Genomic DNA, 16,073 nt, shown 5'->3' on the forward strand with positions numbered 1-16,073 from the left:
TTTACTGAGAATTTTAAAAAGGTCAATATATTGTTGTTATGCAAAATGTGTTGGCTGTTCGTGTCAGTTCAGATCGGGCTAGGTAGGCTATATGTTATACCGTAAAAAAGGTTGAACGACACGATTTTATTCTCAGGAGTCTGAACAGTACTTAAGGCCATAACTAGGAGCCTGGATAAAACAAAAGGATAGACGAAGGGGAATTAAGTCGATACGATCTAAATTCTTGATTATGGCTATTACAAAACAATCAGTTGGGATAGATATCTCACAAGCTACATTTACAGTATGTCTGTGTCAGCGTGCAGAGAATGGCGAATTAGCGTTCTCAAAAGTAGTAACCTTTGGCAATGATACTAAAGGTTTTAACCAAATGCTTCGCTGGGCCAAGGGCGCTATCGCCATCGGACCAGAGCTTGTGTTTCTAATGGAAGCCACGGGTGTTTATTACGAAAATTTGGCACACCATTTACATAAAGTAAAGAAAAGGGTTCATGTGGTGCTTCCTAACACCTCTAAACACTACTTTTCGAGCTTAAACATCAAGACCAAGACAGATGCTGTTGATGCAAGGATCTTAAGTCAGCTTGGAGTAGAGCGGACTCATAAGCTTTGGACTCCACCTCCTGCCGCCTTATTACAGCTGAGGAATCTAACCAGATATTATGTTCAGCTACAAGAACAAAAAACTAGCCTTGGCAACATCAAGCACAGTAAGGACGCTTCGCACGATGTTCAAAGCTTCATTCTCAAGAGTAATAAAAAGTTGATTGAAGATATCGACAAAGAAATTGCAAAAACGTTAAAAGAGATAAAAAGGCTTATAGAAACAGACAGCAACCTGAAAGAAAGAATAACAAAGCTGCTCACCATAAAGGGAGTAGGTTTGATTACCATAGCTACTATCCTGGCCGAAACTATGGGATTTGAGCATTTCAGGAATGCTAAACAACTGGTAAGTTATTCAGGCTATGATGTCGTGCAAAGAGAATCAGGAACCTCCATAAAAGGCAAGACCAGAATCTCTAAAAAAGGCAATCGGTACATCAGAAATGCATTGTACTTCCCGGCAATGGTCGCTTGCAGATTCAATCCTGGTCTAAAAGAAATGTATACAAGAATCAATCAAAACAAACCCTCAAAGATGATTGGACAAGTTGCCATTCAAAGAAAGCTATTAATATTGATCTATACTTTATGGAAGAATGATACGGAGTTCATTGAGGGCTATAAACTAAGTAGTCCCAACCCGAAAGTTGAGACTACGCTAGATAGTTCCATAGTCGAACTTCTTTGAAATACAAAAATACTTTTTTGTCTAAAATGTTTGCAATTTATAACAGTACCTTTTTTTATGTTCAATCCTCGAGCTTACCTATCCTGTACATTCCTTCAGCTCATCGGCCATTTATGACATACCTGCTTCCAGGTTGTTAGGGGCTTGCCAGGTACTTCCTACGTCTTCACACGTACGAAGTACGAAGCAAGCCCCTGGCAAGTACGTCTCAACTACCGTCCAACGTACAGGCAGATCTGCTTCAGTCTTCCAAAAAAAAGCGGGCTGTTGCCCGCTTCTTAACTATTTATGAAATGATCTTGTAATACAGTTTAGCTGTGCTCCCCTCCAGTTACTGAACTGGCTTTTTATTCTCTTCTTTGGTTGGACTTAAGTTCAGGATGTCATCACCGTTGTTCATCTTCTGTCCTTCAAGCTTATCGCTAATTTGCTTTGCTTGTTTATAATGGGCTTCCAGAATTGGCAGGGTCTTCGTTGCGAAGGCCTTAATTGCGGGATCCTGGGCAGACGTTGCCGTTCTGAATAACTCGAGAGTAGCGATATGATCCGTTACCATCATTTGCATATAATGCCTGTCAAAGCCGTCGCCTTGCAAGCCTTCCATGGCATCCATGTGTGCTTTTTCTTTCTGAGGGAATGTATTCGCAAGCTGCAGTCCTTTGTTCTTGGCGATACCTTCAAGTTCTTTATTGGCGGCTGAATGATCTTTGATCATCATGGTAGCAAACTCTTTGACCATCGGGCTTTTGGATTTCTGCAAAGCCAGGTTGCCTGCTTCAACTTCCATCATGCCACCGATGCCGGCCTTGTTTACGAATTCAGATTCTACCGGCACCAGTTTACTATCTTTCTTAGTTGCTGCATCGCCGATAGTGTCCAGCGCGGTGTCTGATGATAACGTTGTGGCCGTTCCTGCCACCTTCTCCTGGTCTGAGCCGGAAGAGCAAGCCTGAAAGGCCAATCCGGAGATCATTAAAGCAGCGATTAGGTTTCTATTTTTCATAATTGAATGGTTTTAATTGGATATAAATCCTCATTTATTTGGTTCTACATGCTAACAACAGCTATAAATATCAAAAGTTTTAAAAGGCTACAAGGCTTGGAAAATGTAAGCCGGGCGCAAACCAGCATATACCATAAAAAAACATTTTTTCCAAACATTTCCTCCCGCTTGCAGTTGTAATGTCAACCAACCAGAACAATAAAATATTAAATAGCTAACCTATGGCAACGACTAAAAAAACAGAATCCGCAGCTGAAACTAAGAAGTCAGCAGCGCCTAAAAAATCATCAACAAAGAAAGCATCCGGAATGACCGGCAAGATGAAGGATTCAGAATTCCATGAATTTTTCGTTGATGGCTTAAAAGACATTTACTGGGCTGAAAAACACCTGGCTAAGGCATTACCTAAGCTAAAAAAAGCCGCTACGAGCGAAGAGCTTGCACAAGCTTTTGAAAAACATACTGAAGAAACTGCAGAGCATATCGCACGCTTAGAGCAGGTATTTGAACTGCTGGAAGAAAAAGCAGTGGGTAAGAAATGTGAAGCAATGGAAGGATTAGTTAAGGAAGCAGAAAGCATCATTGAAGAAACCGATAAAGGTACAATGATTCGCGATGCTGGATTAATCATGGCTGCACAGAAAGTTGAACATTATGAAATTGCATCTTACGGTACGCTAAGAACTTTTGCGGAGATCATGGGACATACAGAAGTTGTTGATCTTTTGGACCAGACCCTGGAGAATGAGAAAGCAACTGACGTTATCTTAACTGAGGTTGCGGTTTCTTCGATCAACGAGCCAGCGTCTGAAGAATAAGAGCTTATTAGTTAATTTTTATTTTAACCCGGACGCCCTATGTGTCCGGGTTTTTGGTTTTTAACCCATCCAACATGGCTTATATTGACTATTACAAAATCCTCGGTGTTGGCAAAGATGCCAGTGCAGAGGACATCAAGAAAGCTTACCGGAAACTCGCGCGTAAATACCATCCTGACCTCAACCCAAACGATAAAGATGCCAACAAGCGCTTTCAGGAGGTGAATGAAGCGAATGAAGTGCTCAGCGATCCGGAGAAACGTAAAAAATATGACCAGTACGGTGAGAACTGGCAGCATGCAGAGGAGTTTGCACAAGCCGGAAATTCAGGGCAACAAGCTGGCGGACAGCAACAGCAAAATCCTTTTGCTTCGGGTGACTTCTCCGATTTTTTTGAATCGATGTTTGGAGGTGCTGCATTCGGCGGTGCTGGAAGATCTTCGTCGCGAGGAAACAGCCGTTTCAAAGGGCAGGACCTTCATGCCGAGCTGGAACTTGGCCTTATGGATGCTTATGTAACGCATAAACAAACGATCACGGTTAATGGAAAAAACCTTCGAATTACGATACCTGCAGGTATCGCTAACGGGCAGGTCATTAAACTAAAAGGACAGGGCATGCCCGGCATCAATGGCGGTCCTGCGGGAGATCTTTACATTACCTTCAGCATCGCGAACCACCCGGTTTTCAAAAGACTTGATGACGACCTGTACCTCAATCATGAGATTGATCTTTATACTGCTGTACTTGGAGGCGAAACCATGGTGGAAACGCCAGATAGCAAAGTAAAACTTCGCGTAAATCCAGGCACCCAAAACGACACCAAGGTGAGGCTTAAAGGGAAAGGTTTCCCCGTGTATAAGAAGGAAGGTGAATTTGGTAACCTGTATGTAACCTATCAGGTAAAACTTCCGACTACATTAAGCGCCCAACAAAGAGCGCTGTTTGAAGAATTGTCAAAAATGCAATAGTTAAAGTTATGGCAACATTGATCACACTGAAGGAATATAGTATTCAATATAACATTGAACCAGAATTTTTGCTTGAACTGGAAGAATCAGGCATTATCTTTTTTCAGGAAGAAGGGGAAGAAAAATACATTTTGGAAGAGCAGCTCAATGAATTGGAACGCTACATCCGCTTCTATTACGACCTGAATATCAATATTGAGGGCATCGATGCCATTAGGCATTTGTTGGCGAAAGTTGCTGAAATGGAGCGTGAAATAAAGATGCTGAGAGGACAGCTACACCTTCATCAATAATCTGAATTTATGGGATGTTCGGGCGCTCGCTTCTCGCCGATGATGTCAGCATGAGGTAATACTTCAAGCTATACCCCGGATTTTAAAACTTGATGGGACCTAATTCGTTTAAAATAATGAATATTAGCTCAGATTAAGGATCATGATTACACTGGAAAACGGATTACTGAAAGCAAGCTTTGTACAGAAAGGCGCCGAACTTCAATCGCTAAAAAGCAAAACGTCTGGTATAGAATACATCTGGGACGCTAATCCAAAGGATTGGGCTAAACACAGCCCTGTGCTCTTCCCTATTGTTGGTGCCCTTAAAGATAATCGTTACGCCTACCAAGGTGAGCAGTACGAGCTTTCCAGACATGGTTTTGCCAGGGATATGGAGTTCGAGCTCGAATCAAAGTCGGCCGATGAAGTTGTTTTCACCCTCAGGTCTTCTGAAAGTACCAAGAAAGTTTATCCTTTTGAATTTAGCCTTAGCCTGATCTATACCCTTAAGAGTCATGGCCTGAGTTGTACTTACAAGGTTTACAATCCATCGGACGCTGATCTTCTATTCTCGGTAGGTGGCCACCCGGCTTTCGCAACACCTGTTGATGAAAACCTGCGATACGAAGACTATTACTTACGTTTTAATCAGGATGAAGAGCTGCTGATCAATAAGATCTCCGACAACCTGATCTCTGAGGAAGTTAAAAGCATCCCATTGAAGGATAAAGTGTTGCCCCTTAAACATCAGTTGTTCTATGATGATGCGTTGGTAATCAAAGCATTGAACAGCAATAAAATTAGTCTTCAGAATAAAGTTAATTCCCATGGACTGCATTTTAGTTTTGAAGGCTTTCCATACTTTGGAATCTGGGCCGCCAAGGATGCAAATTTCGTTTGTTTAGAGCCCTGGTGTGGCATTGCCGATAGTGTTAACCACAGTGGACAACTGAGCGATAAGGAAGGCATCGTGATTCTTTCAGCTGAAGAGTCCTGGCAAAGGACCTGGCAGGTCGATATCTTTTAAGGCTTTTCGCGGATCACCCTACCCTCCTTCCAGAAAACAGCACTGCTGCTATCAGGATAATTTCTGGTTGTAAGCAGCGCCAACCTGTCTTTATCCACTATGAACAAGGAGCAAAAATAACGTCCTTCATTCTCGGGCAGATCAGGGTAAGGAAAACTCAGATTACCGAAGTTTTTAGCCATGCTGTTGCCGACCATCACAACCACTGAATTCTTTTTCCAACCTTTATAGCGGTCGAGCTTACGGCCGAGTTCGGTCTGCATGGAGATCACAGTTTCTCCAGAAGGGAACTGAACTACTGTCGGTGCACCGCCCCAGATCGGATCTACCGAGCCTATCCATCTACGGCCATTATCCTTTGTTCCCACAGTCGCGTAATTCCAGTTTGCCTTCATGGAGGTCCAGATGATTTCTGGTGAGGTCATATTCTCAACAGCTTCCACAGGGATGATGATGCCCTTATCGTCTTTCAATACCAATGGCACCGGCATACCGTCGCGGCGGCCGGGCGTAAAAGCAACCATCTGCGGACTCGACCAAGTAGCACCATTATCTTTAGAGCGGATCAACAGCACTTTCTGTTCATGGCGACCTTTTGCCGCCTTGGTGCTTACCAGCTCATTGGAGAAGAATAGTTGAATTTCGCCGTTGGGGAGCTGTGTCATACCGGGTTCCCAGGAACGCCCCAGGGCAACAATTGATGGTTCAGTCCAAGTTTCTCCGGCATCTTTGCTGATTCGGACCTGCAGATTATTGTGCACACTATCATCCGGAATGCCTTTGCCGGTATATGCAAGCATTAACCATTTGTTGTTTAGCACCAATAGATCGGGGGTAGAAAATCCGGAATAACGATCGTGTTGATCATCTTTTACAATGATCCGTTCTTTCGTCCAGCTTTGGCCATTGTCAAAGCTCTTCTTAAGTGCGATGTTATCCCACTCGTGCCCTTTAGGTCCACAATGGTACACCAGCAGCACGGTATCACCATTATAGCGTCTTGCTCTCCCGTACTCTGCGAAATATTCCTCATGAGAGACTTTTCGCTCGGTTTTATCCCAGATTATTTTTGCATTTCGGATGGTGTCGTCAATTCTTGGAAGGTCATCTTTTGCAAACTGAACTTTCACCTGCTTTTCAGGTGCCTGTTTACAGGAGCTTAGGTATACAAAGGAGCTAATTGCTAAAATGATAAGATTGAAGGCCAGTTTCTTCATAGACAAGGTTTGTCTACATTAAACAGTTATCTGGCAGGATTGATTGCAGGTATTTGCGCTTAACAGAATTGTTATATTTGCAGTGATTGCGCAAGCCCTTAAACACCGAAGCCCCGGTTGGACCCGGGGCTTCTGCTATGTTTTGCCTAGCCCTCGCGGATTACCCGCTCCTAGGACTTTTTATCTTGTATTTGCTTTATCAATATAATCAAAAAACGAATATTTTCAGCAAATGTTTTGCGCTTTAAATTACAGGTATTTGCCACCTGTGTGCTTGCTGTTGAACGCGGTGGGGCTACTTCATCACGCTCGGCTCAGGCATTAACGCATAAGCGTAGGCGACAAGCTCCGCTGCCCGGTGACTGGCGGTATGTGCATTGAGAATTTTGGCTCTCGCACGTTCACCGATTTCTATACGGGTAGCCTCATCCATTGTCTGCAGGTAGTTCAAGGTTTCTTCCCCCGAGTTCGACACCAGGATCTCTGTTCCAATCTCGAATACGGAATCCAACCCTTCCCAGAAGTCGCTGATGATTGGCACGCCACAAGCGGCTGCTTCAAACAAGCGTACACTGGGCGAATATCCTGCATTGATCATATCCGCCCGGGTAATGTTTAAGGCGAAACGCTGGGCATTATAGAACCTGCGGTGTTCTGCCGGGGGCAAGTGGTGGAAGTGCTCGATGTTCGCAGGCCATTCTATGGAATCAGGATATTGTGGCCCCGCGACCGTAAAGCGGCCTTCAGGCCAGGCTTTCGCCGCATCAAACATCAGTTTTTCCAATGGCGGCTGACGGTCATCGCTGTAGGTACCCAGATACCCAAGATCCATTGTTTTCTCCACCTCTTCAGGGAAATACAAGGCGGGATCTACGGAGCAGTACAAAGCCCTTGCACATGGTGAGCCATACTTTTCTTCGAGTAACTTAAGCGTTGATCCACCGGTGAAAGAAAGATATAGGTCATACTTGGCAATGAGCTCAGGACTTAGGTACTCGTAATCGTTTCGTTCCAGCTTGGCAAGGGTCACTGGCGTATCGATGTCATAGAATGCCTTGATACCTCTTGCGGTATGGCAAACCCATTCCCCAACCGGCACACCTTCTGGTACGTAAGAACCCACGATAACAAAGTCGGCAGTACTTACCGTTGTGGCGTATTTATTTTTAAGTTCCTCCAGATCTTTGTACAAAATGGTTTTGCAGTATTCTGGGTTTGCAAGATCCCTATTTTCTGCATACCAGGGTACATCACGTTCCAGAAACGTTACCTTGTGGCCTGCTTTATCCAATTCCTTAACGAGTGCCCTAAAGGTTGTGGCGTGTCCGTTGCCCCAGGAAGAGGTGATGGATAGACCGAGTATGGTGATGTTTAAAGGCTTTCTATTCATACTGGATCAGAATTGGTGAGTTGAAAATGTGCTTTAAACAGTTTATCAGCTTCAAGCGCCCGGTGTGCATAGGTATGGTGCTTCAAAACACGTTCTTTTGCGGCCTCCCCGATGGCCCTTGCTTCTTCAGCGGATAGCTTGCTGAGGATCTCTGCAACCTCATCACCACTTCCTGCTACAAGGATTTCTTTTCCCGGCTCGAAGAAAAAGTCGATACCTATCCAGTAGTCGGTGATGATACAGGCACCAGCGCCGGCAGCTTCAAACACGCGGGTGGCTGGCGAAAAACCCATTTTTGCCATGCTGTCTCTGCTGATGTTTAGTACCGCTTTGGGCGTGCAGTTAAAAGCATTATGCTCTTTGGTGTAAACGTGTCCGATGTACTCAATGTTTGATGGCATGTGTTTATCGCCCCAGCCACTGCCTCCAATCTTGAATGTTTGTTCTGGCAGCTTTGCTGCAGCCTTCAGAAAGAATTCTTCTACACGGGATTCGCGGTCAGGTAATCTGTTGCCTAGAAAAGCCAGGTCACATTTAAATTTTTCTTCCTCTGGTACCGGGTAATGGGTTTCAGGGTCTAAAGCATTATAGATGGGAATACACCTGCTGGCACCAAAGGCGGTATAAGCATCAATTACCGGTTGCCCGCCGCCATAGGTTAAGATCATATCGTATTGTGGCACCAGCGCACGAAAAGGATCCTCAGGATTATTGGTCATACGCTCCAGCGTAGCAGGTGCATCCACGTCCCAGAAGATCACCAACTGATGTTCTTTTCTAAGCTTAAGTACCTGCTCTTCGAGCAGCTCATCAAAGACACCCACCCCACTCGCTTTAATTACAATATCGGCCTCAGCAGCTTTTGCAAGTACTTCATGCGCACTTGCTTCATTGTTTTCATACACGACGACTGTGGCCCATTCTGGATCGGGGATATCCCGATGCTGCTGGCGCTCATAGGCATCAGGTTCATAAAAGGTAATTTGGTGTCCCAATCGGTTCAGTTCTTTGATGATGCCTCTGTAATACGTAGCGGCACCGTTCCAATAGGCGGAAACAAGGCTTGAGCCGTAAAAGGCAATTTTAAGTTGATTCTTCATGTTTATTTGTGGTTAGGTTTTGGGAGTGTCTCCATGATCTGCAATAATTCATCTACACGGTGGGCACAGGTATGTCTGGCCTGTATGGTCTTCAGCCCATGTTCCGCGATTGTTCGGCCGGTTACCTCATCGCTTAGAATGCTGGAAAGATGTGCTTTCATGGCTTCCTTGCTATCCGCAACCAGGTAATCCTTTCCGGGTGTGAATAAATGCTCGGCATCATCCCATGGTGAGCAGACCAGCGGAATGCCGCAGGCCATCGCTTCGAACGGGCGAATGGTTGGTATCCCCGGCAAGGACTCGACATAGGGACGCCTTGGCACATGGACGGTCACTTTGTACTTCGCGAAGATTTCCGGTGCTTTATAGTTTGGTAGCCAGTTACCATATTCGATACCAGCCTCTTGCAGCGCCTTTAAAGCAGTATCGGGATAACGCACGCCGTAGATCTTTGCTTTCAAACCGAGTTCCTTTACAGGATCGATCAGGTAGGTTTGAAGCTCTTTAGTTCGTTCATCATCGCCCCAGTTGCCGATCCAGACCAAGTCGCCCAGTTGCTCTTGGCTCTCCCGTGGGTGGAAGATCAGGGTGTCTGCAGCTTCATGCCAGGTCCATGCGTTTTTAGTCCATCCTTCTTTCAGGTAAAGGTCACGTATCACATTGCCAAATGCGAGTACACCATCATAATGACGCAGATCGTACTGTTCCATGCTGGCGCGTTCGGTTACTGCACGGTGATGGGTATCATGGAATAGCAGTTTGAATTTCCCTGTTTTAGCATGGTACTCCCCGATTGCTTTTACGAGGCTATGTTCATTCCACTCGTGGACAATCACCAGGTCCTGATCTGCCAGCAAGGCATCCAGATCGATGTGCTGTGCTTCGTAGAAAATGGATTTCAGTTGCGGGTAGGTTCGCTGAAACTCCTCCAGGTAAGATTCGCCATGGCCTTCAAGCAGGTTGGTTAAACTCCAGTTATCTTTAGGCTCGTACACTTTTACCTCATGTCCTCTATTGATCAGTTCGGCGACTACGCCTCTCAGGAAGTGCGCATTACCGTGGTTCCAATCGGACAATAGAGAATGGTAAAACATGCTTATTTTCATATATTCTGTGTGTTTTTAGGATACTAAATTGGTTTTTACCAGCTTTTGGTACAGCTGCAGATACTTTGCCGCCATGTTTTTCAGGGAATACTGACGGGCTTTTTCTTCAGAACGCTTGATCATTTCAGCGGCAAGTGCCGGCTGCTGCTGCATGTGGATGAGTAATGCGTCGATTTCAGCAGGATTATCTGGATGGAAGTACAATGCCGAATCTCCCCATAGTTCTTTCAGCGTCGGGTTATCAGCAAGCAACAACAGACAACCGGAAAGTGCCGCCTCCAGCGCGGAAAGCCCGAAGGGCTCATACTTCGCCGGGAGTACGTAATAGTAAGATTCGGCTAGATATTCTTTGATCGCCTCCTGGCTTAACTTACCCAATAACTGCACGTTTTCAATCTTCACTACCTCTGCAGTATTGGGATCGATGTTATCGCCAGCGATGAGAATTGGAAGTTTCTCAGGATTAGTAATCTTGCTTAATATGGCGAGGTTTTTGGCTTCATCCCAAATACGCCCCATGGCGAATACCTGCCGCTTTTTTTGCTTTGTATAAAATGTCTTGGTGTCGCGCCCATTGTAGATGACAGCGATGTTACCCATGGGGCCGTAGAGCCTGTTTATTTCAGCTGCATAGGTGCTGGAGATCGAAACTACTGCATCTGCTGCCTTTAATCCTGCGGCAACACGCTGCCGGTATTCATCCCATTCCGCGGGTGCGGGTTCGTTTAAGACACCCTCCCACCAGGATAATACACAAGAGTGGGCAACGACCATCACCGGCGCTTTAAAGTCCAGCACTGCATGCATGTATCCGTTCAGATGGATGATGTCCGGTTCAAGCTCACGTTCCAGCTTTAGCAACCATTCACCGGAGGCAGCCACATCGTTCCATGGATTGTCCATCCATTCGAGTTTGTAATTACTTTCGTATAACTCGACGTTGGGGATGTTCTTAACTTCAGCATGCTGACTTTCTGATAGGCAACAACCCATGGTGGCAAGATGTACCCTGATACCTGCAGTTTCATACGCCCGACAGAGATCCATGGCATAGGTCCAGACACCCCCAATGGGGTCTGCAGTCATGAGTACTTTCCGGATTGCTTGGTCTTTTATCATCATAGGCGCATTACGCTATCTTCTGCGCTATTTTCTTTTATATATTTTATCGAGGATCTCCGCTGCTTTGAGGTATTGGTAGGCTTCCGGGTTAAACTTGTTCCCTTTATCAGCAAGCGCTTCCGCCCAGTGGATTGCTGCTTTTCCGCCCCATGCATCACCAGGTGTACTGATGACCTCACGGGAAGTTCCATAGAAACGTTCGGTGGAGAAGTCGTAAAAAGACCCATTTACATTTTTGAAAGATACACCACCCTTGGTACCATAGATGCTAACCTCAATCACAGCATCTACGCCCGCAGGTAGATTCCAGGAACAGGCAAGTTGAACAGCGATTTGGTCATTTAACAGCAGTTGAGCTACTGCATAATCTTCTACCTGGGCTACGATGTCCTCGATCTTCTTTCCTTTAGAGAACAGCTGACTGCTGACTTCGTTCACTTCAGGGTTGTTAAACAACCACACCAACAGGTCAACGAGGTGCACACCCAAATCCATTACACAACCACCACCGGCAAGCTCAGGATCGAAGTACCATGGCTTATCTGGTCCATAAGCATTGTGGAATACCAGGTTTACGCCATAAATGTCGCCCAGTTCTCCCGCATCCAGCACCGCTTTCAAAGCTTTAATGCCGTTTGTAAAGCGGTAAGAGAAATCGACACCAAGCAGGACATCCCGCGCCTCTGCGGCTTCGACTACCGCTTTTACTTCGAGCGCATTGCGGCCTAAGGGTTTTTGACAGAATACCGCTTTACCTGCTTCGAGGGCTTCGATAGATTGCGACGCGTGTAGCGCACTAGGGGTAGCGATGATCACACCGTCTACATTCGTGTTCAGAATGGCTGGTAAGGACTCCAGCACTTCAGCACCTGCAGCAAACTGTAAAGCTTCTTCAGCGTACTGGGTATTCGGGTCGGAAACAACCTGAATGGCTGCTATATTGCTTTCTGCTATGGCTTGCAGGCGATTGCGGCCAATCCAGCCCACGCCAATAAACCCCAGCTTAGGTTTTTGATCTACAATTGTTTCATCCATCTCTACTAATCTTTAAACGTTATCAATGCTTTGGTAAATCCTTCAGGGTTTTCGTGGTGCAGCTCAAATGCCTGTTGAAGTTCTTCTGCCGGAAAAACATGGGTAAACAAAGGCTGTGGGTCTATCCGACCGTCCTGCACTGCCTTCACTGCATTCCGCATCCCTTTCAGGTATTCTTCGGGGTCACGTTCATGAGCATTGATCACGTCCATGCCACGCCAGTTCCAGAGCTGCATGTTTACCTGCCGGTTTCCATCCTGATGATAACCAGCGATGATTAGCTTTCCGCGTATACCGGTTAATTCAGCTGCAAGATCAAGCGGCCATTGTTTCCCTGTAGCTTCAATTACACGCTCACAGAAGTTTTCATTCGTAAGTTGTTTCACTTGCTCAATGATCTTCCAGTGATCATCCATCGGGATAACTTCATCTGCCCCTAGTTTACGGGCAAGTTCAAGCGAAGAGTTTTTACGGGAAATTGCGATGACCTTTGCACCTGCATGATGGGCCAGTTGGATGAGTAATGCACCTAAAAAGCCAATGCCGAGAATGGCAACGGTTTGCCCTGCACGGATGTCGCTGCGTTCGAAGATGTTCATGGCACAACCTAAAGGTTCTCCAGGGAAAGGCATGCCATCAAGTTCAGCCGGTAGCTTGATGAGGTTGCTTGCTTTGGTAATATCATATGCTGCAAAGGCGTTGTAAGTGATGGCAGCAACACGTTCGCCCTTCCTGAAACCCTGCACATCTTGGCCCAGCGCATCAATTCTGCCCCAGCCTTCATGTCCGGGATTGCCAGCCGGTATAGGATATTGGAACCAGTCACGCCCCTCCCATACCGGAAGGTTCGAGGCACATAACCCACAGCCCTCCATCTTAATCCTGACTTCATCTGCAGCAGGCTCGGGCATGCTTATTTGTTTTCTTGTAATGGTCTTTGGAGCGGTAATCTCCAGTGCTTCCATTACGGTAGTATTTGTATTCGTTGTATTTGTTTCTTGGATTTCTGTTTCCATTATATCGATTCGCGCGAATATATATTGTTTGTTATTGTGGTATTCCTGAACTCAACGAGCCATTGATACAGATGTTGGATTCCTTGTTGTGCAGTGACCTGCGGTGCCCAGCTGCCCGCATTACTAAATTTGCGGATATCGGACACATAATAGCGCTGGTCTCCAGGGCGCCATTCGCCGAAATCAACATCCAAAGCTTCTCCATGCATATTCTCAATGAGTTTCAGCAGTTCAAGTAAGCTAATAGTGTTGTTTACACCGCCGCCAATGTTGAAGGCTTGCCCGGTCAGATTGCCCATCTGCTGCTGTGCGATCTTCATTGCACGTACAAGATCTTCCACATAGAGGATATCCCGAACCTGCTTACCATCGCCATAGATGGTCAGTGGCTTTCCTTCCAGTGCACTGATTAAGAAGTGTGCGATCCATCCCTGATCTTCAGTTCCAAACTGGTGCGGGCCATAGATACAGCTCATTCGGAACACGACAGCCTGAAGGCCAAAGGTTCTTGCATAATCAAGGATATAGGCATCAGCGGCGCCTTTCGAACAGCCATATGGGCTATGAAAATCGATGCTCCTTGCTTCGGAAACACCGGCAGCAGCAATAGCAGCATCTTCTGGTGCATAACGGTCGCCCTTTAAGATTACCTTTAAGTCTTCCAGATCGCCATAGACCTTATTGGTAGAGGTAAATACCAGTGGCGGTTGTTTTTCAGATTGACGAATGGCCTCCAGCAGGTTGATGGTTCCTCTTGCATTAACCTCGAAATCCATCAGAGGATCAGTACAGCTGGTGGTAACGGCCACCTGTGCCGCAAAGTGGTAAACCGCATCTGCGGCGTTCACCGCCTCTCTTAGGGCAGCTTCGTCTCTGATGTCAGCGATTTCTATCCTTAGGTTTGATGAATTATGTTTTTCTCTCAGCCAGTTGAGGTTTTTCTCTACCCCATTCCGCGAAAGATTATCGTAAATAATCACAGACTTACCTTCCGATAACAATGCATCTGCCAGGTTCGTACCGATGAATCCGGCTCCGCCTGTTATTAAAGTTGTGTGGTTACGGTGATCAGTTGTTGATTTGCTATTCATATAGCCGCAATTAAAGTTTCTAAGTTAAACGGTTAATCCCCTTGCTGCCAGCTCTTCTTTAGCCTGGTCCACATTGTCTACGGCAACCTGCTCTTCAAGCCATTCGGCGAGCTCTTTCAGGCCATCCTCGAAATTCACCTCCGGTTCAAAGCCAAGGATGCGCTTAGCCTTACTGATGTCTCCAAAGCAATGTCTGATATCTCCTACACGGTATTCACCTGTAACGTTATGTTCAACATCCACACCCATGGTCTGGGAGAGCTTTCTTGCAATTTCATTTACAGTATAACTGTTTCCACTACCAATATTAAACACCTCGTAAGCAGCTTCTTCTACTTCAAGCGCAAGCCTGCAAGCCTTAGCAACATCTTTTACACTCACAAAATCGCGTTTTTGCTCGCCATCTTCAAAAATCAATGGTGCTTTATTGTTAAGATATCTTGAGGCAAAGATGGCAAGTACACCTGTATATGGGTTCGATAATGCCTGACGCGTTCCGTAGACATTGAAAAAACGCAACGCAACTGTCGGAATATTATAGGCTTTTCCACAAATCAAACTCATGACTTCCTGATCGTATTTAGATAGTGCATAAACAGAAGCTAATGAAGGCTTTTTAGATTCAGGCGTTGCAATTGGCTTTAGTGCTGTACCATTATGCTTTAGTTCCCAATCGCTATTCTTTAGCTGTTGCAACGGGCGGTTTGCATCTTCTACAACATCGCCATTGTCAGCCACATAAAGACCTTCTCCGTAGATACTCATACTGGAGGCAACGATCAGACGCTTAACGGGATTCTCGATCAATGCTTCCAACAGGACTGCAGTACCACGGTTATTGACATCAGTATACTCATTTACTTCGTACATGCTTTGTCCCACACCAACCCGTGCGGCAAAATGATACACGGCATCTACGCCCTTTAATGCGTTGAGTACGGCAGCTTTATCACGCACATCACCGACAATTAGTTCAACGTCAGGATGAAGATACTCCGGACGTTCCGCTTCCGGCCCATGGACCTGCGCAATCAGGCTATCCAACACTCTTACAGTGTAACCTTTACTAATTAGTTCATCGCATAAATGGGAACCGATAAAACCTGCTCCTCCTGTAATTAAAATTTTATTCATAGTTAATGTGTTACATTTAGCTTGTGTTCAGCAACATCTAAGTTGCTGCAAAAACACCTGCAGTTCGCGCTTCCTGAACAACAAAGCCAGCCGGTTCTCGCTGAAGCTTCTTCAATGCTGCATACAGATTCGCTAAACTACCTGCGATAAATCTTTTAATGTTTATAAGCGGTCTAAGTTAATTAACTGCTTCAAGCGGTTTAATTCCTTTCTACTCTTGCTAGTTACCTGAATTTCAAGGGTAGAAATTGCATCGCTTGTCGTATTCATATCCGAAAAGAAGGCGTTATATCTACTTTTTAACTTTTAAAACCGTATTTAAAACAATGGTTAATAAAAAAGGTTTACTTACTAGTGAATTTATTGAAGAAAACTTAATTAGGCTGACTACAAACACATTACATTGGAAATATCAAATTAAACAGGCAAAAAAGGCAAATTGAAAAACAAACAATTCTATTTTTTTGTCTA

General features: G+C 45.4%; 15 protein-coding genes. 5 read left to right on the forward strand and 10 right to left on the reverse strand.

Translation table 11 applies throughout. The features are described 5' to 3' along the window. Window positions 1–232 precede the first annotated feature (232 nt). Window positions 233–1,297, forward strand: a complete 1,065-nt coding sequence (locus AC5WJX_RS12665) for an IS110 family RNA-guided transposase (RefSeq protein WP_494483982.1) — start codon at window positions 233–235, stop codon at window positions 1,295–1,297. 331 nt (window positions 1,298–1,628) lie between these two features. Here the strand turns inward: AC5WJX_RS12665 and AC5WJX_RS12670 are convergent, their stop codons facing one another. Beyond that, the gene (locus tag AC5WJX_RS12670; RefSeq protein ID WP_494484799.1) at window positions 1,629–2,300 is read right to left on the reverse strand and encodes a DUF4142 domain-containing protein; all 672 of its coding nucleotides are present in this window, start codon (window positions 2,298–2,300) and stop codon (window positions 1,629–1,631) included. A 221-nt stretch (window positions 2,301–2,521) separates the two neighbouring features. Between AC5WJX_RS12670 and AC5WJX_RS12675 the strand changes: the two genes are divergently transcribed. From AC5WJX_RS12675 to AC5WJX_RS12690, 4 genes are all read left to right on the forward strand, one after another. Next, entirely contained in the window at window positions 2,522–3,118 is a 597-nt protein-coding gene (locus tag AC5WJX_RS12675) for a YciE/YciF ferroxidase family protein (protein ID WP_440432191.1), read from the forward strand. Window positions 3,119–3,192: 74 nt separating this feature from the next. After that, window positions 3,193–4,089, forward strand: a complete 897-nt coding sequence (locus AC5WJX_RS12680) for a DnaJ C-terminal domain-containing protein (RefSeq protein ID WP_494484800.1) — start codon at window positions 3,193–3,195, stop codon at window positions 4,087–4,089. An 8-nt stretch (window positions 4,090–4,097) separates the two neighbouring features. Beyond that, on the forward strand, window positions 4,098–4,382 hold the full coding sequence (locus AC5WJX_RS12685; RefSeq protein WP_494484801.1) for a chaperone modulator CbpM: 285 nt from the start codon (window positions 4,098–4,100) through the stop codon (window positions 4,380–4,382). A 142-nt stretch (window positions 4,383–4,524) separates the two neighbouring features. After that, window positions 4,525–5,391: an aldose 1-epimerase family protein gene (locus AC5WJX_RS12690; RefSeq protein ID WP_494484802.1), complete on the forward strand. Its 867-nt coding sequence runs from the start codon at window positions 4,525–4,527 to the stop codon at window positions 5,389–5,391. Here AC5WJX_RS12690 and AC5WJX_RS12695 read toward each other — a convergent pair. From AC5WJX_RS12695 to AC5WJX_RS12735, 9 genes are all read right to left on the reverse strand, one after another. Continuing rightward, on the reverse strand, window positions 5,388–6,608 hold the full coding sequence (locus tag AC5WJX_RS12695; RefSeq protein WP_494484803.1) for an exo-alpha-sialidase: 1,221 nt from the start codon (window positions 6,606–6,608) through the stop codon (window positions 5,388–5,390). The genes AC5WJX_RS12690 and AC5WJX_RS12695 overlap by 4 nt on opposite strands. A gap of 295 nt (window positions 6,609–6,903) precedes the next feature. After that, on the reverse strand, window positions 6,904–7,998 hold the full coding sequence (locus tag AC5WJX_RS12700; RefSeq protein WP_494484804.1) for a CgeB family protein: 1,095 nt from the start codon (window positions 7,996–7,998) through the stop codon (window positions 6,904–6,906). Beyond that, complete coding sequence (locus AC5WJX_RS12705; RefSeq protein WP_494484805.1) at window positions 7,995–9,098, reverse strand: CgeB family protein; 1,104 nt, start codon at window positions 9,096–9,098, stop codon at window positions 7,995–7,997. The genes AC5WJX_RS12700 and AC5WJX_RS12705 overlap by 4 nt, the downstream gene beginning before the upstream one ends. Before the next feature lie 2 nt (window positions 9,099–9,100). Continuing rightward, a complete protein-coding gene (locus tag AC5WJX_RS12710; RefSeq protein WP_494484806.1) occupies window positions 9,101–10,204 on the reverse strand; it encodes a CgeB family protein in 1,104 nt (367 codons plus the stop codon). Between the two features lie 15 nt (window positions 10,205–10,219). Continuing rightward, the gene (locus tag AC5WJX_RS12715; RefSeq protein ID WP_494484807.1) at window positions 10,220–11,326 is read right to left on the reverse strand and encodes a glycosyltransferase family 4 protein; all 1,107 of its coding nucleotides are present in this window, start codon (window positions 11,324–11,326) and stop codon (window positions 10,220–10,222) included. Between the two features lie 24 nt (window positions 11,327–11,350). Then, window positions 11,351–12,361 carry a Gfo/Idh/MocA family protein gene (locus AC5WJX_RS12720; RefSeq protein WP_494484808.1) on the reverse strand — a complete coding sequence of 337 codons (1,011 nt, stop codon included), beginning with the start codon at window positions 12,359–12,361 and terminating at the stop codon, window positions 11,351–11,353. A 5-nt stretch (window positions 12,362–12,366) separates the two neighbouring features. Further along, the gene (locus AC5WJX_RS12725; RefSeq protein WP_494484809.1) at window positions 12,367–13,377 is read right to left on the reverse strand and encodes an MDR/zinc-dependent alcohol dehydrogenase-like family protein; all 1,011 of its coding nucleotides are present in this window, start codon (window positions 13,375–13,377) and stop codon (window positions 12,367–12,369) included. Beyond that, window positions 13,377–14,468 (reverse strand): GDP-mannose 4,6-dehydratase, encoded by a 1,092-nt coding sequence (locus AC5WJX_RS12730; RefSeq protein ID WP_494484810.1) that lies wholly within the window; start codon window positions 14,466–14,468, stop codon window positions 13,377–13,379. Before AC5WJX_RS12730 ends, AC5WJX_RS12725 begins: the two co-directional genes overlap by 1 nt. A 24-nt stretch (window positions 14,469–14,492) precedes the next feature. After that, window positions 14,493–15,602 carry an NAD-dependent epimerase/dehydratase family protein gene (locus tag AC5WJX_RS12735; protein WP_440432215.1) on the reverse strand — a complete coding sequence of 370 codons (1,110 nt, stop codon included), beginning with the start codon at window positions 15,600–15,602 and terminating at the stop codon, window positions 14,493–14,495. Between the last annotated feature and the right edge of the window lie 471 nt (window positions 15,603–16,073).

The sequence above is a fragment of the Pedobacter sp. NEAU-ZC8 genome (assembly GCF_059278965.1).